The sequence below is a fragment of the Nonomuraea sp. NPDC049607 genome, from assembly GCF_040675375.1.
Lineage (GTDB): Bacteria > Actinomycetota > Actinomycetes > Streptosporangiales > Streptosporangiaceae > Nonomuraea.
Genome location: NZ_JBFAOV010000032.1, coordinates 39,166 through 62,095 on the forward strand (window position 1 = coordinate 39,166; position 22,930 = coordinate 62,095).

Annotated in this window: 22 protein-coding genes, 1 tRNA gene and 1 pseudogene; 9 read left to right on the forward strand and 15 right to left on the reverse strand. The window is 69.2% G+C overall.

Going from position 1 to position 22,930, the window contains the following annotated elements:
* Positions 1 to 26 precede the first annotated feature (26 nt).
* The 6 genes from AB0J97_RS40280 to AB0J97_RS40305 all read left to right on the forward strand — a co-directional run bounded on the left by AB0J97_RS40280 (position 27) and on the right by AB0J97_RS40305 (position 5,359).
* On the forward strand, positions 27 to 284 hold the full coding sequence (locus tag AB0J97_RS40280; protein ID WP_364099235.1) for a hypothetical protein: 258 nt from the start codon (positions 27 to 29) through the stop codon (positions 282 to 284).
* Positions 285 to 380: 96 nt separating this feature from the next.
* On the forward strand, positions 381 to 1,487 hold the full coding sequence (locus AB0J97_RS40285) for a DNA cytosine methyltransferase (RefSeq protein ID WP_364099238.1): 1,107 nt from the start codon (positions 381 to 383) through the stop codon (positions 1,485 to 1,487).
* Positions 1,484 to 2,386 (forward strand): bifunctional DNA primase/polymerase, encoded by a 903-nt coding sequence (locus tag AB0J97_RS40290; protein ID WP_364099241.1) that lies wholly within the window; start codon positions 1,484 to 1,486, stop codon positions 2,384 to 2,386. The genes AB0J97_RS40285 and AB0J97_RS40290 overlap by 4 nt, the downstream gene beginning before the upstream one ends.
* Positions 2,383 to 3,600, forward strand: a complete 1,218-nt coding sequence (locus tag AB0J97_RS40295) for a DUF3631 domain-containing protein (protein ID WP_364099244.1) — start codon at positions 2,383 to 2,385, stop codon at positions 3,598 to 3,600. The genes AB0J97_RS40290 and AB0J97_RS40295 overlap by 4 nt, the downstream gene beginning before the upstream one ends.
* 179 nt (positions 3,601 to 3,779) lie before the next feature.
* Positions 3,780 to 3,974 (forward strand): helix-turn-helix domain-containing protein, encoded by a 195-nt coding sequence (locus tag AB0J97_RS40300; protein WP_364099247.1) that lies wholly within the window; start codon positions 3,780 to 3,782, stop codon positions 3,972 to 3,974.
* Entirely contained in the window at positions 3,974 to 5,359 is a 1,386-nt protein-coding gene (locus AB0J97_RS40305) for a tyrosine-type recombinase/integrase (RefSeq protein WP_364099250.1), read from the forward strand. Before AB0J97_RS40300 ends, AB0J97_RS40305 begins: the two co-directional genes overlap by 1 nt.
* Before the next feature lie 121 nt (positions 5,360 to 5,480).
* On the opposite strand, the gene AB0J97_RS40310 is transcribed toward AB0J97_RS40305, so the two are convergent.
* Positions 5,481 to 5,562: transfer RNA gene (locus AB0J97_RS40310), tRNA-Tyr, on the reverse strand.
* A gap of 87 nt (positions 5,563 to 5,649) precedes the next feature.
* Positions 5,650 to 6,330, reverse strand: coding sequence for a sulfotransferase family protein (locus AB0J97_RS40315; RefSeq protein ID WP_364099253.1), 681 nt, complete (start codon positions 6,328 to 6,330; stop codon positions 5,650 to 5,652).
* Between the two features lie 219 nt (positions 6,331 to 6,549).
* Between AB0J97_RS40315 and AB0J97_RS40320 the strand changes: the two genes are divergently transcribed.
* Positions 6,550 to 7,050, forward strand: coding sequence for a YajQ family cyclic di-GMP-binding protein (locus AB0J97_RS40320; protein ID WP_357692229.1), 501 nt, complete (start codon positions 6,550 to 6,552; stop codon positions 7,048 to 7,050).
* Positions 7,051 to 7,151: 101 nt separating this feature from the next.
* Positions 7,152 to 7,622, forward strand: a complete 471-nt coding sequence (locus AB0J97_RS40325; RefSeq protein ID WP_357692231.1) for an NUDIX domain-containing protein — start codon at positions 7,152 to 7,154, stop codon at positions 7,620 to 7,622.
* Between the two features lie 236 nt (positions 7,623 to 7,858).
* Here AB0J97_RS40325 and htpX read toward each other — a convergent pair whose 3' ends face one another.
* From htpX to AB0J97_RS40360, 7 genes and pseudogenes are all read right to left on the reverse strand, one after another.
* A complete protein-coding gene (gene htpX / locus AB0J97_RS40330) occupies positions 7,859 to 8,710 on the reverse strand; it encodes a zinc metalloprotease HtpX (RefSeq protein ID WP_357692233.1) in 852 nt (283 codons plus the stop codon).
* Positions 8,711 to 8,886: 176 nt separating this feature from the next.
* A complete protein-coding gene (locus AB0J97_RS40335) occupies positions 8,887 to 10,437 on the reverse strand; it encodes an NADH-quinone oxidoreductase subunit N (protein WP_364099258.1) in 1,551 nt (516 codons plus the stop codon).
* Complete coding sequence (locus tag AB0J97_RS40340; RefSeq protein ID WP_364099261.1) at positions 10,434 to 12,062, reverse strand: NADH-quinone oxidoreductase subunit M; 1,629 nt, start codon at positions 12,060 to 12,062, stop codon at positions 10,434 to 10,436. Before AB0J97_RS40340 ends, AB0J97_RS40335 begins: the two co-directional genes overlap by 4 nt.
* Positions 12,063 to 12,149: 87 nt before the next feature.
* Entirely contained in the window at positions 12,150 to 14,108 is a 1,959-nt protein-coding gene (locus tag AB0J97_RS40345; protein ID WP_364099264.1) for an NADH-quinone oxidoreductase subunit L, read from the reverse strand.
* A 125-nt stretch (positions 14,109 to 14,233) separates the two neighbouring features.
* Positions 14,234 to 14,536: pseudogene (gene nuoK, locus AB0J97_RS40350) on the reverse strand (NADH-quinone oxidoreductase subunit NuoK); the annotation flags it as partial.
* Complete coding sequence (locus tag AB0J97_RS40355) at positions 14,536 to 15,096, reverse strand: NADH-quinone oxidoreductase subunit J (RefSeq protein WP_357692241.1); 561 nt, start codon at positions 15,094 to 15,096, stop codon at positions 14,536 to 14,538. The gene AB0J97_RS40355 and the pseudogene nuoK, both read right to left, overlap by 1 nt.
* The gene (locus AB0J97_RS40360; RefSeq protein WP_364099267.1) at positions 15,093 to 16,697 is read right to left on the reverse strand and encodes a 4Fe-4S binding protein; all 1,605 of its coding nucleotides are present in this window, start codon (positions 16,695 to 16,697) and stop codon (positions 15,093 to 15,095) included. The genes AB0J97_RS40355 and AB0J97_RS40360 overlap by 4 nt, the downstream gene beginning before the upstream one ends.
* 153 nt (positions 16,698 to 16,850) lie before the next feature.
* Here AB0J97_RS40360 and AB0J97_RS40365 point away from each other — a divergent pair, with 153 nt between their 5' ends.
* Positions 16,851 to 18,044: a serine/threonine-protein kinase gene (locus tag AB0J97_RS40365; protein WP_364099270.1), complete on the forward strand. Its 1,194-nt coding sequence runs from the start codon at positions 16,851 to 16,853 to the stop codon at positions 18,042 to 18,044.
* A 122-nt stretch (positions 18,045 to 18,166) separates the two neighbouring features.
* Here the strand turns inward: AB0J97_RS40365 and AB0J97_RS40370 are convergent, their stop codons facing one another.
* The 6 genes from AB0J97_RS40370 to ndhC all read right to left on the reverse strand — a co-directional run bounded on the left by AB0J97_RS40370 (position 18,167) and on the right by ndhC (position 22,930).
* Positions 18,167 to 19,111, reverse strand: a complete 945-nt coding sequence (locus tag AB0J97_RS40370) for a hypothetical protein (RefSeq protein ID WP_364099273.1) — start codon at positions 19,109 to 19,111, stop codon at positions 18,167 to 18,169.
* 94 nt (positions 19,112 to 19,205) lie between these two features.
* Positions 19,206 to 20,147: an NADH-quinone oxidoreductase subunit NuoH gene (gene nuoH / locus AB0J97_RS40375; RefSeq protein WP_364099276.1), complete on the reverse strand. Its 942-nt coding sequence runs from the start codon at positions 20,145 to 20,147 to the stop codon at positions 19,206 to 19,208.
* Positions 20,140 to 20,682 carry an NADH-quinone oxidoreductase subunit C gene (locus AB0J97_RS40380; RefSeq protein ID WP_364099279.1) on the reverse strand — a complete coding sequence of 181 codons (543 nt, stop codon included), beginning with the start codon at positions 20,680 to 20,682 and terminating at the stop codon, positions 20,140 to 20,142. Before AB0J97_RS40380 ends, nuoH begins: the two co-directional genes overlap by 8 nt.
* The gene (locus tag AB0J97_RS40385; protein WP_357693524.1) at positions 20,679 to 21,152 is read right to left on the reverse strand and encodes an NADH-quinone oxidoreductase subunit B family protein; all 474 of its coding nucleotides are present in this window, start codon (positions 21,150 to 21,152) and stop codon (positions 20,679 to 20,681) included. The genes AB0J97_RS40380 and AB0J97_RS40385 overlap by 4 nt, the downstream gene beginning before the upstream one ends.
* A gap of 90 nt (positions 21,153 to 21,242) precedes the next feature.
* Positions 21,243 to 22,439, reverse strand: a complete 1,197-nt coding sequence (locus tag AB0J97_RS40390) for a M48 family metallopeptidase (RefSeq protein ID WP_364099282.1) — start codon at positions 22,437 to 22,439, stop codon at positions 21,243 to 21,245.
* A gap of 119 nt (positions 22,440 to 22,558) precedes the next feature.
* Positions 22,559 to 22,930 carry an NADH-quinone oxidoreductase subunit A gene (ndhC, locus tag AB0J97_RS40395; RefSeq protein ID WP_364099285.1) on the reverse strand — a complete coding sequence of 124 codons (372 nt, stop codon included), beginning with the start codon at positions 22,928 to 22,930 and terminating at the stop codon, positions 22,559 to 22,561.

The window sequence follows — 22,930 nt, forward strand, 5'->3', positions numbered from 1 at the left end:
CACACATCGACAAACGGGAGCTTCACATGATGTCCGCCCTGCTCACAGCCGCGTTCCTGACCGCCGCCCTGACCACCACCGCATGCAGCAGCCCCCCGCCGCCGCCTGCGTCCAAGACCGACCGCGCCGGGCTCGTCATGGGCACCAAGAGCGACCGGGTCCTGATGATCGGCATCGTCAACCGCGCGGAAGCCTTCGAGCGGTCCGCAACACCTGCTCAGATCCGCGCCTGCACCAAGCGACCCACCATGGCCTATCCCACATGCCTGCCCGCCACGCGCTGACCACCGCTACGAGCGGGGCGCGGCCTCTACTCCGCCAAGAACAGTGGCCGCGCCCTGCCACCCCGACACCCGCAACGAGCACGAGGTGAACCCATCATGACCTACGACCCGCTTGAACCGATGACCGGTTCGGGAACGCCACTCACCGTCGGATCGGTGTGCACCGGGTACGGCGGGCTCGACCTGGCCGTCTGCGCAGTCCTGGGCGCCCGCCCGGCGTGGGTCGCCGACCCTAACCCCGGTGCCGCGCGCATCCTCGCCCACCGCTTCCCCCGCGTGCCTAACCTCGGCGACATCACCGCCGTGAACTGGGACACCACACCGCCCGTGGACATCCTCACCGCGGGCTTCCCCTGCCAAGACCTCAGCTACGCCGGACGCGGCGCCGGCATCAAGGAAGGCACCCGAAGTGGCCTCTGGCTCACCATCGCCCATGCCCTGGGTGTACTACGACCCCGCCTCATCGTGCTTGAGAACGTGGCAGCGATCGTTGCCCGGCGTCCCGGACTCGACATCGTCGCCGCTGACCTTGCCGCGCTCGGGTTCGATGCGGAGTGGACGTGTGTACGAGCGTCCGACGTCGGCGCCCCTCACCGCCGCGAACGCTGGTTCTGCCTGGCCTGGCCTGCCGACCCCGGCAGCCCGCGACTGGAAGGGGGCCGGCTACGCGACGCCCACGATGTCGGAGGGCACTGGGGCTGGCCACGCCGCCCAGGGCGGGATGAACCTGCGGCACACGGTCTCCCTGCTGCCTACGCCCCGCGCATCGGAGCGGGAGAACCGGCAGACCAAGCGCACCCCGTCGCAGGAGGCTGGACGCCATGGCCTGTGCCTGGCTGCGGAAGTGGCCGCGCTGCTGCCGACCCCGACCAGAGCCGACAGCGAGCGCATGAGTCCGACCTACGCGCGGGGCAACCCGACTCTGACTGGGGCGATTACGGCCCCGCCATCCTCCGCTGGGAAGCCATCACCGGCCGCGCAGCTCCCCGGCCAACTGACCATCGACGACGCCTGACCCCCGTCTTCGTCGAGTGGCTGATGGGCCTGCCACCCGGATGGGTCACCGACACCCCCGGCCTGACCCGCAACCAGCAACTTCACGCCCTGGGCAACGGCGTGCTCCCCGCACAGGCCATCGCCGCCTTGCACGCGCTGCTACCCGCCTACGAACAAGCCACCGCCACCCTGGGGGTCGCCTCATGACCCCGACCTTGCGCTACGCCCTGGCAGCCGCCGCTCGCGGCTGGCACGTCTTCCCCGCCGCTGTCGGCGACAAGCCGCCAGTCAAGGGCTTCACCGACTGGGAGGCCAACGCCACCACCGACCCCGAGCTGATCCGCCGCTGGTGGTCGCGAGCCCCGTACAACGTCGGCATCGCGTGCGGACCATCCCGCCTGGTGGTGGTGGACCTGGACAAGCCGAAACCCGGAATGGAGGGGCTTCGCCCCCCGCCCCCCTGGGACCTCCCCGGCATCACCGAAGGCGCCGACGTCCTGGCATTGCTGTGCGAACGCGCTGGCCAACGCCTGCCATTCGAGACATTCACCGTTCGCACCCGGCGCGGTGGCACCCACCTCTACTACGCCGCCCCCGAAGGCCCCGAGCTGCGCAATACCGAAGGCGACCGCGGCGGGCTGGGATGGCTGATCGACACCCGCGCGCACGGTGGCTACGTCCTCGGACCTGGCAGCTACGTGGACCTGCCGGACGGCACCGGCACCTACGAGGTACTGCACAACACCACCCCGACCCCGCTCCCTCCCTCCCTGTTCCAGCAGCTTCTACCTCCCGCACGGCCCGCCCCGCAGCCCGTCCGCCTCACGCTGCCCGACGGGCGGCGCGGCGCCTACCTGCAAGCCGCCCTCACCCGCGAACTCCAGCGCGTCACCACCGCCCCGATAGGCCAGCGCAACGGCGCGCTCTACCTCGCAGCCATCGCCCTGGGCCAACTCGTGGCCGGCGGCGCGCTCGACCCGCATGAGGTGACAACCCTGCTGGAACAGGGAGGGGGCGACGCCGGACTACCACCGGCCGAAGCCCGAGCCACCATCGCATCCGGCCTACGAGCGGGCGCCCAACGCCCCCGCACCGTCGCCGCATGACCGCACCACCGCACTATGGGAGCACTGATCTCGTGAACCAACCCATCACCCACGGCGCGACCTTGCTGGACGCTCTGCTGGCCGCGCTCACCCGATACGTCATCCTGCCGAGTCCCGAGGCAGCCAACGCCGTCGTGCTGTGGATCGCCGCCACCCATGCTCAACCCGCCTGGGCGCACGCCCCACGGCTGGTCATCCGCGCCCCGGAGAAGCGCTGCGGCAAATCTCGGCTGCTGGACGTGGTAGAGGCCACCTGCCACGAGCCGTTCATCACCGTCAACAGCAGCAGCGCCGCCGTCTACCGCTCCATCAGCGACGACCCGCCCACCATGCTCGTGGACGAAGCCGACACCATCTTCGGCCCCAAAGCCGACGGCAACGAAGACCTCCGCGGCCTGCTCAACGCAGGCCACCAGCGCAACCGGCCCGCCAAACGCTACGACGCGGCCACCAACCGCGTGGAAAGCATCCCCACCTTCGCCATGGCCGCGCTCGCCGGCATCGGCGCCATGCCCGACACCATCGAAGACCGCGCCGTCGTCATCCGCATGCGCCGCCGCGCCCCCGGCGAAACCGTCTCCCCCTACCGCCACCGCCGCGACCGGCCCCCGCTCCGCCAGCTGGCAACCGACCTACGCCAATGGCTCCGCGCCGACCTGGCCACTTTGGAACAGGCCGAACCTGCCATGCCTGTCGAAGACCGCGCCGCCGACACCTGGGAACCACTCATCACCGTGGCCGACCACGCCGGCGGCCACTGGCCCGACCGCGCCCGCGCCGCCGTCCTCACCCTCACCGCCGAAGCCGACGACAACAGCCAGCCATCCAACCGCCTCCGGCTCCTGACCGACTGCCGCACCGCATTCCGCACCGACACTGCCCTGCCCACTGCCACCCTGCTGGAACGGCTCAAAGCCGACCCCGAAGCGCCCTGGGCCGACTACGGACCCAACGGGCTCACCGCCATGAAACTCGGAGTCATCCTGCGCGAGTACGAGATCCGATCAGCCACCATCCGGTTTCCCGCCCCGACCGGGCAGGCCAAGGGCTACCAACGCGACGACTTCACCGACGCCTGGTCGCGCTACTGCCCCGACCTGGAGGCGTCCGGGAACGGCGAAATCCTCCCCTTCGGGAAGGGGAGCCGTACCAGCCGTACCAGCCTCAACATCGCAGGTCAAAGCGATGAGGCTTGCATCCCCGGTACGGCTTAAGCCGTACCACCGAAAAAGCCGTACCAGCCCTGACCAGCAAAAACGAGGCTGGTACGGCTGGTACGGCTCCCCCTCACAACCGGCTCCACGCCCCTCCTCAACAGCCTCGGCGATCACCTCTCGCCGCCATGCCGAGGCAGCTCCACATCGATCACGGAACCCGGAAGGGATCACGCCCCATGGCCACCGCCACCGGAACCAAGCCTCTCACCGTCGCTGACTTCTGTGCCGAACTGGATATCTCCCGCTCCACCTTCTACGACTGGCGCGCCAAGCGCCGCGCCCCTAAATGCATCACCCTGCCCAACGGCAGCCTGCGTATCCGCCGCGCCGAGTACGAACGCTGGCTCGCCTCCCGAGAGGACACCGCCTGATGAATACCACCTACGACGTGCGCGTGTGGCGCGTGCTCACTAACAAGAACAAGGGGGGCAACACCTACACCGTGCGATGGCTCACCGCTGAAAGGCCCTGGCGAGAGACGTTCATGACGCGGGCACTCGCCGAGAGTTTCCGCGCCGAGTTGCTCACGGCCATTCGGCAGGGGAAGGCGTTCGACCTGGCCACCGGACGACCCGCCGAGCACGCTGGGCAGCGCGGCCAGTCGGTCACGTGGTGGGCGCTGATCTGTGCCTACGTTGACCATCGGTGGGACGATGCGGCTCCCAACTCGCGCCGCTCGATCGCTGATGCCCTCGCCACCGCGACACTGTCTCTCCTCGCTGGTGGGAACGGCCGGCCGTCCAAGTCCGACATTCGTCGGGCCGTGTCTAAGTGGGCGGCCCACAAGCCGCGGCGCGCTGCGGGGGACGTGCCGGAGGACATCGCCAGTGCGGTTGCGTGGCTGGAGAAGAACACAGTTCCCGTGGCGTCGCTCGCTGATGAGGCCGTGGTCCTGGAGACGCTGAAAGGCATTTCCAGGACCCTGACGGGAAAAAGCGCAGCAGGGACGACGATCGCGCGTAAACGCGCCGTCTTCTACAACGTCCTGGACTATGCGGTGAGCCCTGCCAAGCTCCTGACAAGCAACCCTCTGATCAGCGTGAGGTGGAAGACACCCAAGGTCGCCGAGGAAGTCTCTCCCCGTCGTGTGGTCAACCCACAGCAAGCCGAAGCCCTGTTGGCCGAGGTCGAAAAGACCATGGCGCAACTGACCGCGTTCTTCGCGGTCATGTACTACTCGGCTCTACGTCCGGCGGAAGCCGCGGACCTAACAGCCGACGAGATCGACCTTCCCGACGTCGAAAGCGACGAAGAGTGGGGATGGTTCTGTCTCGGCGACTCGGCGCCGGCAGTGGGAGCCGACTGGACAGGAAATGGCAAGCGTCGGGAGTCGCGAGAGCTCAAGCACCGCGCGCGTACGGCAGTCCGCCCTGTGCCGATCCCGCCACCCTTGGTGGCTATCCTGCGCGCTCATCTCACGACATATGGCGTAAGCCCTGACGGTCACCTTTTCGTCGGAGAGCGCGGCGGTCCGCTCTCGGAGAGCGTCTATGGCCGTGTCTGGCAGAAGGCTCGTACCGGGGCGCTGAGTAAGGCTGAGACAGCCTCACCGCTCGCGGCCCGGCCCTACGACCTACGGCACGCCTGCGTCTCGACGTGGCTCAACGCCGGAGTTCCGGCCCCCCAAGTCGCTGAGTGGGCAGGACACAGCGTGAACGTGCTTCTACGGGTCTACGCGAAGTGCATCGTGGGTCAAGACGACTTCGCCCGAAAGCTGATCAGTGAGGCCCTGAAACCTCCACAAGAGGCCGACTAAGCGCCGACGCGGATCCGACGCGAGAGCCCGTAGAGCGCCGTTGACGACCATGGACAGCCGGACACAAAGCGAGAGGCCCGTCACCGCGTTTCCGCTGGTGACGGGCCTCTTCCCGCTGGTGTGGCAGGTGCAAGGTTCGAACTTGCGTAGGCTGAGCCGACGGTTTTACAGACCGCTCCCTTTGGCCACTCGGGCAACCTGCCGTGCCATCCGCTCTCGCGGCGACAGACAGAAGAATAGCGGACTTCCGAGGTGTACGTGACACCAGTTTGTCCCTAGCCGGATCGTGGTCATCGGCTGCGCCGGAACAGCAGGCGTCCCATCCCGCGTGCGTGCTGGTCGAAGCCTGCCGCGTCGTTGGTTCTGGGGAAGGGTTCGTTCGGGACGGGTACGTCCAGGAAGTCGCAGAGCGGCTGCCAGCCCTGGGCCACTTCGAACACCAGCAGCCGGTCCGGGGGGATGGTGGCTTTGACCTCTTCCACGTGTTCTTTGAAGATTTTCAGGGCGAGTTCGGTGTCGGGGATGCCGCCGCCGAAGACGCGTTCGCTCACGACCAGCCGGGTCATCCGGATGAATGCGGCGAAGTCCGTGTCGAGGAGGCGGGAGATCGTGCCCATCGTCCGGCCCGACCAGGTGCGGGCGCGGGCGGACCGTTTGAAGATGGTGGCGTTCATGCTGGCCAGCCAGCGTTCGGGGTCGCGGACGGTGAGGATGACCTTGGCGTCCTTGTAATGGTGGGCGAGTTCGCGCCAGTACGCGGCGGCCGGCCAGTCGACGCAGGAGTCGTAGCCGGACATGAGGGTGTCCCAGGTGACGAGGCGGCCCTCGGCGAGGTCCAGCCAGCGGCGGATGTGGACGGGATTCTGGAGCACTTCCGTCATGTGATGACATGGGCCGAAGCCCAGACGTTCCAACGCGGTCTTCGTGGACAGCGTTCCTGTACGGCCGAAGCCGGCTCCGATGACTCGCATGATCCCTACCAATACGATCGGAAACTGCGAAATGTGGGCCCACAGGCATGATCCGCCGCCGAGGGCCCGGCAGCAAGCCGTGTCCGGGGAACGTGGACTGCACGGCGCGCCGATGCTGGCTAGGCTCGTTCGCTGGGTCCGCGCATTTGGCGTACGACGGAGCGGTTTCGCGTACGGCGGAGAGGCGGGATCCCGAATAACGCTTTCACAGCCGAGAGGATGGGTGTTTTGGCCGATTCATCTTTCGACATCGTCAGCAAGATCGACCGCCAGGAGGTCGACAACGCGCTGAACCAGACGGTCAAGGAGATCGGACACCGCTTCGACTTCAAGGGCACCGGGGCGAGCATCAGCTGGTCCGGGCAGGACAACATCGAGATCAAGGCGAACAGCGAGGAGCGCGCGAATGCCGCACTCGACGTGTTCAAGGAGAAGGTGGTCAAGCGCGGGCTCTCGCTGAAGATTCTCGAGGCGGGCGAGCCCAGGCTGTCGGGCAAGGAATACCGCATGCTGGTCACCCTCAAGGAGGGCATCGACCAGGAGAATGCCAAGAAGATCTCCAAGCTGATCCGCGACGAGGGCCCCAAGGGGATCAAGGCGCAGATCCAGGGCGAGGAGCTGCGGGTCAGCTCGAAGAAGAAGGACGATCTGCAGGACGTCATTTCTCTGCTCAAGGGCAAGGATCTGGACATCGCTCTGCAATTCGTGAACTACCGCTAACGGGCCGGCATCCGGGGCACATGGTGGCGTACGCGCCTTCTTGTGCCTCGGGCCTGCGTTCTCGTCGGACGGGCGGATCCGGCATCGTAAGCTCGACAACCGTGACGAAGATCCCCCTGCGCCGCTTCACGGCACGCGTCCTGCCCCTCGACGCAGAAGACCGGGTGCTGCTGCTGCACGGCTTTGATCCGCAACGGCCGGACGAGCCGTTCTGGTTCACCATCGGCGGCGCGACCGAGGCCGGGGAGGAGCTTCAGCAGGCCGCCGCGCGCGAACTGTACGAGGAGGTCGGGATGCGGCGGGAGGCGGAGGAGTTCGCCGGTCCGTACGGGACGAGCACGATCGAGTTCTTCTGGTCGGAGTACGCGATCACGCAGGACCAGACCTTCTTCGCGATCCGGGTGCACGACGCCGCCGTCTCCTTCGATCACATGGAGCAGATCGAGAAGGAGACGACGACCGGGCATCGGTGGTGGAGCGCGGAGGAACTGGAGAACACCGGGGAGACCTTCTTCCCCGAGGACCTGCCGGCCATCCTGAGGAAGGTCACGGCGGCCGGCGAGCTCGGGTAACAGCCGAGCGGTGAGACCCGCCGAGCCGTACGCGAGCCCTTGCGGCCTTCCGAGACAGGGCCGGAAGGCCCTGATCGATTGCGGTACGGCCGGTGGAGAGCAGATGGCGAAGGTCTGACAGGAAGGCCGGATTCGGGGCTCTCGGTCGATTTCAGCAGCCCTGGCGCAGTCGCGACGGATTCGCCTCCTCGGCCTCACCCGACCAGGAACGCCCTCGGTCCATCTGATCGGGAAGGTCAGCGGCGGTAGCCGGCCATGCGCTCCAGCCTTGCCACCCGCTCCGACGTGGGCGGATGGGTCGAGAAGAGGCGGCCGAAGCCGGATCCGCTGAACGGGTTCGCGATCATCATGTGCGAAGCCGAGGTCAGGCGGCTGTTCTCGGGGAGCGGCAACCTGCGCGCGCCCATCTCGATCTTGCGAAGCGCCGAGGCCAGGGCCAGCGGGTCACCCGTGAGCCTCGCGCCCGATTCGTCGGCCTGGAACTCTCTCGTCCGCGAGATCGCCATCTGGACCATCCCGGCCGCCACCGGCCCGAGGATCATCATCAGCAGGGCGCCCACGAAGCCGGGGCCCTCGTCGTCGTCGGAACCGCCGAAGAAGACGGCGACGTAGCTCAGCCACGTGATCATCGTGGCCAGCGCGCCGGCCACGGACGAGACAAGGATGTCCCGGTTGTACACGTGCGACAGCTCGTGCCCGATCACGCCGCGCAACTCGGACTCGTCGAGCAGCTGGGTCAGGCCGTACGTGACGCACACGGCGGCCTTACGTGGGCTGCGTCCGGTGGCGAACGCGTTGGGCTGGACCGTCGGGGAGATGTACAGGCGCGGCATCGGCTGGCGGGCCTCGGTGGAGAGCTCGCGGACGATCCGGTAGAGCGTGGGGTGCTCGACCTCGCTGACCGGCCTGGCCCGCATGGCCGACAGCGCGATGCGGTCGGAGAAGAAGTAGGCGACGCCGTTGCTCAGCAGGGCCAGCACCAGCGCGATCTGCAGGCCGGTGCCACCGCCGAGCCACGCGCCCACCACGATGATGAACGCCGACAGACCTCCGAGGAGGATGGCGGTACGCAGACCGTTGTGGTGCAAGGTCTCCCCCCTTCGTGGTCCGGGTTTCACCTCGTCCAACGACGATGACCCGGGTTATCGTTCCCCGGCGTGCTCAGCTGCGGGCGGAGCGCGACTTACCCCCTGTTCCGGGGGAAGCAGGGCGGGTTGCGGCCCGGCTGCCCCGCAATGCGAACAGCCGGTGGACCCGCCCACGGTCAGCTCGTGGCCGATAACGAGGTCAGGTCGAGGACGAGCTGGGGAGCGACCGAGAAGAGGATCGCCACGGCCAAGGCCAGGCCGACGGCGAGCCACGCCGCCGGGGACGGGCTACGGAGGCGCCTCTCTCCTGAAGGCGTGAAGAGGCGGGACGCCCATACGGCGTAGTAGTAGAGGCCGATCACGGTGTTGACGGCCATGACCAGCGCGAGCCAGCCCAGGCCGCCCTCGACGATCGTCCGGAACACGAAGACCTTGGCGAAGAGGCCGGCCAGCCCCGGCGGCAGCCCTGCCAGGCAGACCAGGCAGAACGCGAGCGCGATCCCGGCGGCCGGGCTGCGCAGGACCAGGCCGCGGTAGTCGTCGAGCTCGCTGCGTGGAGAAGTTCTGGAGACGAGCAGGACGACGGCGAAGGCGCCGAGGTTCATGGCCGCGTAGATGACCAGGTACGCGACGGACGTGCCGGTCGCGGCCTGGGACGTGGCCGCCGTGGCGGCGATCGCCAGCGGGGCCAGGACGTAGCCGGACTGCGCGACCGAGGACCAGGCCAGCATGCGGACGGCCGAACGCTGGCGCATGGCGAGCAGGTTGCCCACGGTCATGGTCAGCGCCGAGATGACCGCGATCACCGGCCCCCAGGTGGACGACTGCCCGGCCAGGGCGGTGACCAGGATCAGGATGAGCCCCGCGAACCCGGCCGCCTTGGAGATGACCGAGAGGAGGGCCGCCACCGGGATGGGCGCGCCCTGGTAGACGTCCGCCGCCCAGGAGTGGAACGGCACTGCGGCGATCTTGAACGCGAACCCGGCCGCCACGAGGACGACGCCCACCGTGACGACCGCGGGCAGCCCGTGGGCCGTCTCCAACGCCGTGGAGTACGTGCCCGCCGCCGCTCCCGGCGCCGGGGCCCGGCCGCTCAGGACGGCCGCCAGACGGGAGAGGTAGACCGTCCCGGAGATGCCGTAGAGGAGGGAGACGCCGAACAGCATGATGGCCGTGGACACGACCGACACGACGAAGAGCTTGACCGCGGCCTCGGAGGCGCGGCCGTCGTAACGTTTGAGCGCGGTGAGGGCGAACACCGGGAGCGAGACCAGTTCGAGCGCCACCACGAGCATGACCAGGTCGCGGGAGGCGGGCAGGGTCACCGCGCCGACGAGGGTGCCGAGCAGCAGGAAGTACCACTCGCCGGCCGGGATGCCGCCGCCGGCCAGCTCCGCCATCGACATCAGCACGACCACCAGGGCCGCGACGAGCACCAGCCCCGCGAACGCCGTCGTGAACCGGTCGGCGACGAACGAGCACAATGAACCCGCCTCGCCGGCCGCGAGCTCCGGCGGGACGCAGAACGTGGCCCGGGACGTACCGCTCACGGCCTGCGCGATCACGAACCCGAGGGCCGCGGTCACCCCCGCCAGCGTCACCAGCCCGAGTGCGGTCCGTGTGCGCGCCGACGACGGCAGGAACGCGTCGAGCAGCAGCACGAGCCCGGCCACCACCGCCAGCGCCAGCGGCGGCGCGATCACGAAGTAGTCGATCTGCTGAGTCATGACAGGGCTCCCAGCAGCGTCTGCACGGCCGGCGTGGTGAGTGAGAGCAGGAGGCCGGGCCAGAGCCCGAAGAGCAGGATCAGGACCACCAGCGGGGTCCACGCCGCCAGCTCGTAGGACCGGATGTCATCGATGCCCTGCTGGACGTTCTCGGCTTCGAGCGTCGTGGTCGGCTGCCCCGCGAGCGACTCGTCCGAGCCGAGGGGCGCCACCGGACGTTCGTCGGGCGTCTCGCCGGCCGGCTGCCGTGCATGCCCCGACGGGCGGCCGTGGGTGACGCGGGACAGCATGAGCACGAAGTACGCGGCCGTCAGGACCGCCCCCAAGCCGCCGATCACCATGTACGTCAGGAAGAGCGGACGCGGCAGGCCGCTCGCCGGCTGGAACGCCCCGAACAGCGCCAGCATCTCCCCCCAGAACCCGCCCAGACCGGGCAGCCCGAGCGAGGCGATCGCGGCGAAGGTGAGCACCGATCCCAGGCGCGGCATCGTGGCCAGCAGGCCGCCGCCGAGGCTCGGCATGTCGGCCGTGTGGTAGCGGTCCTTGATCGCGCCGGCCAGGAAGAACAGCAGGCCGGTGATCAGGCCGTGGGCGACGTTCGCGAACAGGGCGCCGTTGATGCCGACCGGGGTCAGGGTGGCGAAGCCGAGCAGGACGAAGCCCATGTGCCCCACGGACGAGTAGGCGATCATGCGTTTGAGGTCACGCTGCGCCAGACAGGCCAGAGCGCCGTAGATGACGCCGACCACGGCGAACGCCCCCAGCCAGGGCGCAACCGCGATCGCCCCCTCGGGGAGGACGGGGATGGCGATCCTGGCGAAACCGTACGTGCCCATCTTCAGCAGCACGCCGGCCAGCAGCACCGAGCCGACGGTCGGGGCCTCGGTGTGGGCGTCGGGCAGCCAGGTGTGCAGGGGCCACATCGGCGTCTTGACGGCCAGGCCCACACCGATCGCCACGAACGCCAGGATCTGCACGGACCTGGACATCCCCGCGCCGTGGGACGCGGCCAGTTCGGCCAGGTCGAGCGTGCCGGTCTGGGCCCGGACGAGCAGCAGGCCGAGGAGCATCACGACCGAGCCGAGCAGCGTGTAGAGGATGAACTTGATCGACGCCGCCCGGCGCCCTGCCCCGCCCCAGATGCCGATCAGGAAGTACATCGGGATCAGCACGATCTCGAAGAAGACGAAGAAGAGCAGCAGGTCGAGGGCGAGGAACGTGCCGATCATGCCGACTTCGAGCACCAGCAGCGTGAACACGAGCGCCCGCGGCCTGTTTCCCAGGAAGCGGCTCGGCGTGCGGGCCCGCCCCCAGGAGAGGTAGCCGAAGCAGAGGAACGTCAGCAGCGCGGTCAGGACGATCAGCGGCAGCGAGATGCCGTCGACGCCCAGGTGGAAGCGGAGCCCCAGGCCGGGGATCCACGGCTGGTCGACCGTGAACTGCAGGCGCGTCGGACGTCCGTGATCGAACGTGGCCGTCATGACCAGGGCCAGCGCCAGCGTGATGCCCGAGAGGATCAGGCCGTACGTGCGCAGGGCCGGGCGGAGCGCGCCGGGGGCGAGGAGGAGCAGGAGCGCGCCGAGCAGCGGCACGGCGAGCAGTGCGACAGGCAGCCAGCCCGTCATGAGATCACCACCGTCCCGCGCGGGTGCGCACTCGTGCCCGGATGGTCGTGGCTCGTCGTGTGGGCCACTCTGATGCGGCTGGGGCCGTCATGTGAGCATCACCGCCCCCACCGCGATCAGGAGCACCCCGGCGAGGACGCCGCTGACATAGAGCTGGACGTTGCCGTTCTGGGCCAGGCGCAGCCATCCGGACAGGCCGCGGGCGGTGCGGCCCGATCCGCGGACGGCGCCGTCCACGACCACGTCGTCCGTTCTGACGACCAGCCGGGCCAGGGCCATGATCGGGCGGACGAACAGCGCGGCGTAGAGGCCGTCCACGTAGAACGCGTGCTCGCAGGGGGCCCGCAGTGGGCCCAGCAGGCGTGCCGGATCGGTGAGCGGGTCGCCGCGCCAGACGGCGTAGACGACACCCGCGCCGAGCAGGGCGAGCACGACGCTGATCGCGGCCACCGCCAGGTCCACGTGCGGCTCCACCGCGAAGCCCAGCAGCAGGGCGGGGACGGTGAGGAGCATGACGGGCACGAGCATGGTCCTGGGGGCCTCGGTGACGTCGACGACGTGGGCCGTGCCGGGCTCGGGCTCGGGGAGCGCCACCACTCGCGGCGGCCCGAAGAACGTGCGGAGCCAGGCTCTGGTGGCGTACGCGCCGGTGACGGCGACGGTGGCGAGCGCGCAGCCGTACAGGAGCAGTGCGGCGGCGTCCGTCAGGCCTCCGCCGGCCAGCGCGTTGTCCATGGCCGCCAGGACGCCGTCCTTGCTGAAGAAGCCGCTGGCCGGTGGGAGGCCCATCAGAGCGGCGAAACCCACCGTCATCGTCACGAACGTGACCGGCAGCTCGCGGCGCAACCCGCCCATCTGGGTCATCAGGTTGGAGCCGACGTGGTGGATCACCGCTCCGGCACACAGGAACAGCAGCGCCTTGAACGCCCCGTGCGTCACCAGGTGGAAGATGGCCGCCCGGTCGGAGCCCGCGGCCAGGCCGCCGGCCATGTAGGCGAGCTGGCTGACCGTGGAGTAGGCGAGCACGCGTTTCAGGTCGTTCTGGGCGAACGCGGCCAGCGCGGCGCCCAGCATGCCGATCGCCGCGATGACGGCCAGGACGTCGAGCGTGGGGCGGGCGGCGAGGAAGGCGGGAAAGAGCCTGGCCACGATGAAGATGCCGGCGGCGACCATGGTGGCGGCGTGGATCAGCGCGCTGATCGGCGTCGGGCCGGCCATGGCGTCCGGGAGCCAGGTGTGCAGCGGCACCTGGGCGCTCTTGCCCGCGACACCGCACAGCAACAACATGGTGGCCGTCGTCAGGGTGGCCGCGGACATGTCGGGCACCTTCGCCAGCACGTCGGCGACACGGAAGCTGCCCGCCGCCGTGCCCAGGACGAAGATGCCGAACAGGAAGCCGACGTCGCCGAGCCGGGTGACGAGGAACGCCTTGACCGCCGCGCGTGAGTTGCCCCGGTCTTCCCACCAGTGACCGATGAGAAGGTAGGAGCACAGGCCCATGATCTCCCAGCCCACGTAGAGGACCAGGAGGTCGCCCGCGTAGACCACCAGGAGCATGGCGGCGGTGAACAGGCTGATGAACGCGCTGTATGACGGGTAGCGGGGGTCGTCCTTGAGGTAGCCGACCGAGTAGACCTGCACGGCCAGCGCCACGAGTGTCACGAGGACGCCGAGGATGGCCGACAGGTCGTCGGCCTGGAGGACGAGCGAGATCGGGACGCCGCCGGTGACGATCGTGCCGTACGCGCGGCCCACGGGCTCGGAGGGTGTGCCGCCGTCCAGGAACGTGAAGCCCGGCCCCCAGGCCAGCCACAGGGCCAGGACGGCCGAGGCGGCGGTCGGGAGGATGGCGATGCACGCGGCCCGGGTGTTGGCCCGTTCGCCGAAGGTCTTCTCGGCCGCCGCGAGTCGCGCTCTGTCGGTGGGGGTGTGGCGTGGTGGCTGTTCCTGGGCCGGTGTGCGGGGGTGCGGCCAGCGGGAGAGCAACAGGGCGATGGCGGCGGCGATGGCGGGCAGGAGTACGGCCAGCAGCGGGAACGTCGTCACGGCTTGCCTCCTCGCTCGGCGCTCTGGTCGTCTGCGCGGCCGCCGTCGAGGGCCGGGGCGGGTTGGCGGTTGTCGAGAGGGGCCGGGGTGGTGCTCAAGAGCAGGGCCGGGCGCTCGTCGGCGGGCTCGGACAGGTCGCGGAGGTGGTCGAGGTCGACGGTACGGCGGTTGCGGTAGAGGGCCAGGACGATCGCCAGCCCCAGGCCGACTTCGGCCGCGGCGATGACGATGACGAACAGGGTGAGCACCTGGCCGCTGTGCAGGCGGTCGCGCAGCCACACGTCGAAGGCGACCAGGTTGAGGTTGACGGCGTTGAGCATCAGCTCGACCGACATCAGCACGAGGATCGTGTTGCGCCTGGCGAGCACACCGTAGACGCCCACGGAGAACAGGAGCGCGGAGACGACCGCCGGGTAGACGATGTGCACTAGTGACCCCCCGTCTCATCGGGCGGCGAGCCGGGAATGTCCGTACGGGACAGCACGATGGCTCCGATCAATGCGGCGAGCAGCAGCACGGACAGCGCCTCGAACGGCAGCACCCACGTGGCGAAGACGCTGGCGCCCAGCTCCTTCGCCGCCCCGTGGCCCGGCGTCAGCGGTGTGTACGCCGTACGGAAACCGTCGATCACGACCGTGACCAGGACCGCCGCCGTCGCCACCGCCACCACGGCCGCCACCGGACGGTTGCCGCTGTCGAGGTCGGCGGAACGGCCGATCGGGGCGCGGGTGAGCATGATGCCGAACAGCATCAGGACCACCACCGCGCCCACGTAGATCAACACCTGGACCCAGGCCACGAACTCGGCGGTCAGCACCAGGTAGCCGCCCGCGAGCGCGCCGAAGGAGACCACGAGCCAGAGGGCGGCGTGGACGAGTTGTCTGGTCGTGACGACGAGCAGCGCCGATCCAACCGCTACCGCTCCCAGCAGCAAGAAGACGATCTCTTGCCCGGTGGGTGACAGGTAGGAGGGCACCGCCTCGGTCACGACTCCTCCTCGGACTCCTCTGGGTCGTCAGGGCCGAGCCGCCCCGGCGGTCGGATGGACCTTGGGTCCGCCATCCTGCGCCTGCGGGGGCTCGCGGATGAAGTCTGCTCCTCCGGCCCGGTTTCCGGTGACGGTTCACCCGGGGCTGTGGAAAACCTGTTCGAGGGCGGCTCGCCTGTGGATGAAGTCGTTCCCGGCGAGGGCTCCTCCGAAGCTTGTGGGCCCTGGTCCTGGGCGGGCGTGCGGTTCGGCTCCTCGCCTGCCGAGATGGCAGCGCCGTCGTCCTCGTCGGCGCGGGGGGCGTCGCCCTGGGGTTCGGTGGGAACCTCGCCGTTCGTCACGTCTGAGGGCTCCGTCGTGTCTGACGGGCTTGTCTCGGATGAGGGCTTCGTCGGCTCGGACGGGTGGGCCGGGGCCTTCGTCTCCTGTCCCTGCTCGGGGGCGGGTTCTGTGGATGACGGTTCGGCCGGCTGCGGGCTGGGGGGGAGAGCGCCTGGCGGGCGGATGCCTCGCACGTTCGACATGGGCCTGCGCGTACGCTCGCGGCGGCCCGCAGTGGGAGGGGTCGCCGCAGGGCCCTCGCCGGGAGCGGCTTCAGGAGCTTCCGTGGAACCGGCCTGCTCGCGCGCCCGCTCCCCCTGGTCGGCGCCGTGCCGAGCCCGCTTTTCGACGCCCCCGGCCGACGGGCCGGCGTCCGTGCGCCCAGGAGCCGGAGTCACGCCGGCCCGCCCAGCGTCGGCCCGCCCGGTGTCGGCCCGCCCGGTGTCGTCACCGCCTTGTTGGGACGGAGCCGCCTCGGCACGTTCGGAAGGTGGCGCTGCTTCTGTGCTGGGGGTTGCGCTTACGGCGGAGTCGGGGCCGAGCGCCGATTCGGCGCCGGCTTCAGGCTCGGCGCCCGCGATCCCGCCGGAGGCCGCCGCCCCCGGCTCTACGACCCCCGGACGGGCGGCGCCCGCTTCCTGAGGGCTCGCCGGCGTTCCGGTGCCGGTTTCGCTCGTGGCGGCCTCGCGCGGTCCGGCGGCGCGCTCTCGCGCGGCACGCCGGGCCTCGGCGCCGGCGGGGCCGGGCGCGCCGGGGCGGGCGGTCCCGGTACGGGCCGCGGGACGGCGAGGGGCGGCCGTCAGCTCCTTCGGAGGCTCGGCGCCGGGGTCGTGGGCAGGCGGCGGCGGGACGGTCTGGGTCCAGGACGCCAGTTTGTCCTTCTCATGCAGAAGGTTACGGATGTCACCCTCGGCGTACTCGAACTCCGGAGACCAGAAGAGGGCGTCGAAGGGACAGACCTCGATGCAGATGCCGCAGTACATGCACAGGGCGAAGTCGATGGCGAACCGGTCGAGCACGTTGCGCTGGCGGGGACGTCCGCCTTCCGGGGCCGGGATCGTCTCCTTGTGGGAGTCGATGTAAATGCACCAGTCGGGGCACTCTCGGGCACAGAGCATGCAAGAGGTGCAATTTTCCTCAACCAGGGCGATAACGCCACGGCTGCGGGGCGGCAGGGCCGGCTTGACCTCGGGATACTGCTGGGTGACGGATTTGCGCAGCATGTGGCGAAGAGTGATGGACAGCCCTTTTGCCAGTCCGACTCCCGGTATCCGCGCCATGGTTCAACATCATGACGTACTTGGCGGCGGAGGTGAATGAGCCAAGACCGTTGTCCCCAGTTTTTCCACAGCCATCCACAGGTTCAGTGGAAGTTATCCACAGGCTGGGTGACTGTCCGATATGAACGACTGCATGGCGATAGTCTCTCGGCCATGCCGTACAGCCATCCGGTCCGTCCCAGTAGTGGGGCGTGGGCGGCCGCCATCGGGTGGGCCGTCCTGGCCCTCATCTCGTGCGGGCTGGCGACCCCGTTCACGATCGGGTTCGCGGCATACTGGCTGCGGAGCACCTGGCAGGCCATCGGCGCCTGCGTCTACCTGGTCCTCATCGGCTCGTTCGCCATCGCCATCATCCTTTACGACGACTTCGACAGCATTCCCGAGCCGATGTCCACCCTGATCTCGTTCGGGTTCGTGGTCGGCTGGATCGGCGGGATCGCCCATTCGATCGTCCTGGTGCCGGCGATGGCGCGGGCACGTCACCGGCCGCCCGTGCAGGCGCAGGGGCCCGTACCGCAGTACCGTCCCACCGACGTGCATCAGCGCACCACGGCCCCCACTCGTCAGCAGCATCCCGGACAGCCGGAGTGGATCGGGCACTACCGGGTGCTGCACCAGCTCGGGCGCGGCGGGCAGGGGGCCGTCTACCTCGCCATGGCGCCCAACGGGGTGCGGGTGGCGGTCAAGGTGCTGCACGACCTGGTAGACGAGACGGCACGTACGAGGTTCGCGCGGGAGGTGGACGCGGCTCGGCGGGTCGCCACGTTTTCCACAGCCCGGGTGCTCGATGTGAACATCAACGGGCAGCAAGCGTACATCGTCTCCGAATACGTGGAAGGTCCGTCGCTGGAGCAACTCGTACGGCGCCACGGGCCCCGCGACGAGGACGGCCTGACGCGGCTCGCGTTATCCACAGCCGGAGCATTGGCGGCCATCCACAAGGCCGGAGTGGTGCATCGTGACTTCAAGCCGAGCAACGTGCTGATCGGGCACGACGGGCCGCGGGTGATCGACTTCGGGATCGCCCGCGCGCTCGACAGGATGACCATGACGTCCGGGAAGATGGTGGGGACGCCGCCGTACATGTCGCCTGAGCAACTGACCGGGGAGCCTGTGGGGCCCGCGTCCGACGTGTTCAGCTGGGCGGTGACGATGATGTTCGCGGCCACGGGGCGGCCGGCGTTCGGGGAGGACACCGTGCCTGCGGTCTTCAACCGGGTGCTTACGGTTCATCCGGATCTGTCGCCGTTACCGCCTGCCTTACGGGGAATTGTGGGGGCTTGCCTGAACAAGCGCCCCCAGGAACGGCCGTCGGCGTCGGACGTGATGGTGGCGATCGTCCACTAGACGCCGACGCCTCCGTACGGAACCGGCGCCTCCGACGGACTGTCAGAGGCAGCGGCGGACCTTTCCCGCCCGAAGGCCGGACAGCCGGAGCTCGACCCGGCTCGGAAGGGCGGGCAGAGGGGTCAGGGGATGGCTTGGGGGGAATGGGTGGTGAGGGTCAGGTATTCGTCTCGGGATACGCGGTGCATCGCCAGGCCCAGGCCGTGGCGTTCGGTGAAGCGGTGAAGAGCGGCGGGGGCCCAGCGGCCGGGAAGGTGGATCAAGGGGTTCCCGGCGGGGTCGAGGAGAAAAATGCCGGACAGGTCGTCGAAGCGGTACCGGAGAAGGCTGCTGCCCCGTTCGACCGGAAGCTCGGCGATGACCCCCGACCGGCGATAGACCGACAACCTCCTGGACGACTTCATTCGCAGATACGGCCCTTCCGGCGGCCCCACGATCACGCCGCGCCCCGCCTGCCACCGATGCACCCCGCCCAGCACAGGCCGGACGACCAGCAGGGCAGGGCTGAAGGCGACCAGCAGCCATTTGGCCTCGATCAGTTCCATCAGGACCCGTCCGACGGCCGAGAAGCCGCGCCAGGCCCCCCACATCCCGGTGACCCCCAGGTACACCATCAGCCCGAGCCCGGCGACTCCCGCGCACACGCCCAGCGCCAGGTTCCATCTGGCCGGTCGCGGCACCGGAAGACCGCGGACGCGTTCCCAGCCGGGCGCGCGGGCGGCGAGGATCCGGCGGGTCCGCTCGGAGCCGTCGTCCTGGCCGTCTCTGAGGGGGATTCCGGCCTTGGCGGCGAAGTCCCGCAGGTGGGGCGGGTGCCAGTCGCCGGGGAGGTCCAGCAGGACCAGTCCGTCGGGGTCGAGGGCGGCGACCCCCGTCAGGACCTGCGACTTCTTTCCGGAACCGTCGATCGAGTAGCCGTAACGGTAGAGCGATGCGGGTGACAGGGTCGTCGAACGGCCCCTGGCTTCGTCGGTGACGGTCAAGGTTCGGCCGTCGGAGGTCAGGCTGACTTTCGGGCAGCGGGCGCCTTTCATCGCACCCGCGACGGGCAGGAGTTGCGCGTTCACAAGTCGTCCCCTTCATCTGGGGCCCCCTATGCCGGGTACGACGGATAAGCACGACATAAAGTTTCCGTCGCCACAACAGAAAGCCCCGCGAACCTCAGACGAGGACCTTCACCACGCCGGTGAGCGCGAGCTGGACGAGGGCCAGCGGCACCAGCCCGGCCCAGGCGAGCTTCTGGAGCTGGTCCTCACGCAGCCGGGGATAGGTGACCCGCAGCCAGATCACCACGAACGCCAGCGCGAAGACCTTGATCAGGGTCCAGATCCAGCCCGGCAGGAACGGCCCGTGCCAGCCGCCCAGGAAGAGCACGGTGGTCAGGAAGGACAGGACGACGATCCCGACGTACTCGGAGAGCATGAACAGGGCGAAACGCATGCCAGTGTACTCGGTCATCGGGCCCATGATGATCTCGGACTCGGCGATCGGCATGTCGAACGGCGGACGCCGCAGCTCGGCCAGCCCCGCCACGAAGAACACCACGCCGCCGATCGCCTGCCAGGGCAGCCACCACCACTGCCACGCCTCGACGATGCCGGGGATCGACAGCGTGCCCGCCGCCATCGCCACGGAAGAGGCCGCCAGCACCAGCGGCAGCTCGTACGACATGAGCTGGGCCGCCGCCCGCATCCCGCCGAGTACCGAGTACTTGTTGGCCGACGACCATCCGGCCATGATCGCGCCGAGCACGCCGACGCCCATGACGGCGAGCACGAAGAACAGCCCGAGATCGAGGTCGACGGCGACCAGCCCGCGGTCGAGCGGGATGACGATCAGCACGATCAGGTACGGGACGAGGGCCACGCCGGGAGCGATCATGAAGATGCGGCGGTCGGCCGCGGCCGGGATGACGTCCTCCTTCTGCATGAACTTCACGCCGTCGGCGATGAGCTGCGCCCAGCCGTGGAAGCCGCCCGCGTACATGGGGCCGAGCCTCGACTGCATGTGGGCCATGACCTTGTGCTCGGTCTGGCCGACGATCAGCGGCAGCACCAGGAACACGACGAGGATGACGACGAAGCTCAGCACCACTTCAAGCATCAGGCGGACCCCAATCGGCCGGTACTCCGGGCGGAAGCGTCTTGCGGCGGCTCGGGGCGCCGTGCCCGGACTCGCCCGGTTCCTTGGCGCCCGGCCACGGCTTGGCCACGCGGGCGGCCAGCACGAAGTCCTTGCGCAGCGGGTGGCCCTCGAAGCCGTCGGGCAGGAGCAGCGGCACCAGGTGGGGGTGCTCCTCGAAGATCACCCCGAACATCTCGTACGTCTCGCGTTCGTACCAGTTCGCCCCCCGGTAGACGCCGACGGCGGACGGCAGGCGCGGGTCGGCGCGCGGCACCCGGGTGCGCAGCAGCAGCCGCTCGCGGGTGTCCAGGTTGTAGACGTGGGCGACGACGACGAAGGCGTCGGGCGGCTCGTCCACGCCGGTCAGCCAGTCGAAGAAGGCGTGGCCGAGGTCGTCGCGGGCGTAGGTCAGCAGCTCGATCCAGTCGGCGGGGGCGACGTCGATCGTGGTCTCGCCGTAGGACTCGCTGAGCTCGGCGCGCTCGCCGAACCGGGCGGCGACGGCGGCGTTCACGCCTGGTCCTCGGCGCCGTGGGAGCGGGACCAGACGTAGCGGTCGCTGAGCTTCTCCCCCGCGATCTTCTCCTGGAGCTTCATGATGCCGTAGAGCAGGGCCTCGGGGCGGGGCGGGCAACCGGGCACGTAGACGTCGACGGGGATGATCTGGTCGACGCCGTTGGTCACGCAGTAGGAGTCCCAGTAGGGGCCGCCGGTGTTGGAGCAGGCGCCGAACGAGATCACGTACTTGGGGTCGGGCATCTGCTCGTAGAGGCGCTTCACGGCGGGAGCCATCTTGTCGGTGACCGTGCCGGAGACGATCATCAGGTCGGCCTGACGGGGGCCGTTGGCGAACGGGATCACCCCGAACCGGATGAAGTCGTGCCTGCTCATGGAGGTCGCGATGAACTCGATGGCGCAGCAGGCCAGCCCGAAGTTGAACACCCACAGGGAATAGCGCCGACCCCAGTTGAGCACGAACCGCATGGGTTTGGGCGCGAGCCTGGAGACAGGTCCGACGGTGGGCATCGGGAGATCCGTTGCTGCCATGTCGCCCATTCTTGCGCGAATCGCAGGTCAGGCAAAGGAATCATGCTTCTTGGTGGCGGCGAGCTCGGTGACGAGCCGGTCGAACAGGGGGGCGAGCTCGGCCTCGATGGCCTCGTTCTCGTTGTCCCGCAGCCGGATGACCGGCCAGTCGTGGTGGAGGGAGCGTATGAACTCCACGCGCAGCGGGAGCGGTGGATGCGAGTCATCGACGCGGGCCTGTTCCATGGCCTGGATCCGGCGCCGCCGTTCGAGCTCGTGGTCGGGGAAGGCGGCCTGCCGTTCGCGCAGCTTCTCCCACACCGAGGGGCCGAGCGCGGCCGACATCCAGGCCAGTTCGTTCACGTCGATGTCGCCTGTCGCGACGAGGTCGAGTGTCCCGGCGGCGGCCTCGGAGGAGGCGACACGGGCGGCGCGTTCGTCGGCGACGTACTCGGCCTGGCGGGCGGAGCGCATGGTGACGAACAGCAGGAGCATGCCCAGCATCCAGACCAGCAACCCCGAGACGCGCATCAGAATGATCACTGCCAGCGCGAAGGGGCCGAGCACGCTTTCCGGCATGGTCTCCCCCACGTATTCCCCGCCTCGTGAGGCTCCGCGCATGGACCGTCGGACGGACTCCAGCGCGCCGAGCGCGGTGCGGGTGAACCGAGCGTGCCGGCTGTCGCCGTTGCTGGAATGGCTGAGCTCGTGCGCGAGCAGCGCCACCCGTTGCTGAGGTTGGAGCAAGGCCCATAACGGGGCGCCGATCTCGAGCACGCGCCTGCCCCGCAGGCCGACCTGACCGAAGGAGCCGTTGAAGGCGGGAGTGACGATGACCAGGTCCACCGGGTTCGCACCGATCTCCGCACCGACCCTGTCGATCAGGTCGTACAGGCGCGGCGCGGCGTCCCTCGTGAGCACGAGCGGTCCGCGCGGCAGGCGTCCCAGCCGCGGGCGCATCAACCAGGCGACGAACAGCAGGAGCGCGCCGAGCAGCACGCCGAGGACGTTCGGCCACGTGACGACCGCCCACCCCGCCCCGACGAGCGCGCCCGCCGCGATCACATGCACCGACGCGGCTATCACGTACGAGAGCACCCGCGCGACCGTCGTCCCCGGAACGTCGGCGCCCTTCTTGAGGGTGTCGGCGTGCAGTCCCGCGGTCAGCCGGTCCGTGACGGCCTGGCTGATCGAGCGCTTGCCCTCAGGTACGGGCAGGTTCCACCCGCAGGGCGGACACCACACGGGAAAACGCCCGTCCTGTGTGATCGAGACACCACATCGGGGACACGGTCTCTGTGTCGGCATGTCGGAGAACGGTGACAGAAGCCACATCCGACGCACCAGCACACCCGAATAACGATCTACGTCCAGGACAGGACGCGTTTGCGCCAGGCGTACAGGATGCCGAGGGTGATGAAGCCGAGGAACACGAACATCTCGACCAGGGTCGTCACCCCGTAGCCGGGCGCGTCGAAGATCGTGGCCCACGGGAAGAGGAAGACGGCGTCGACGGCGAAGACGACGTAGAGGTAGGTGAAGACGTAGTAGCGGATCTGGGACTGCGCCCAGCCGTCGCCGACCGGGTCGACGCCGCACTCGTACGTGGTCAGCTTCTCGGGGGTCGGCCTGGTGGGCCGCAGGAGCCGGTTGACCGTGAGGGCCCCGGCGACGATGGCGACGCCGATCGCGAGCAGCACGGCGACCAGCACGTAGGACCCGAAGTAGCCCTCCAT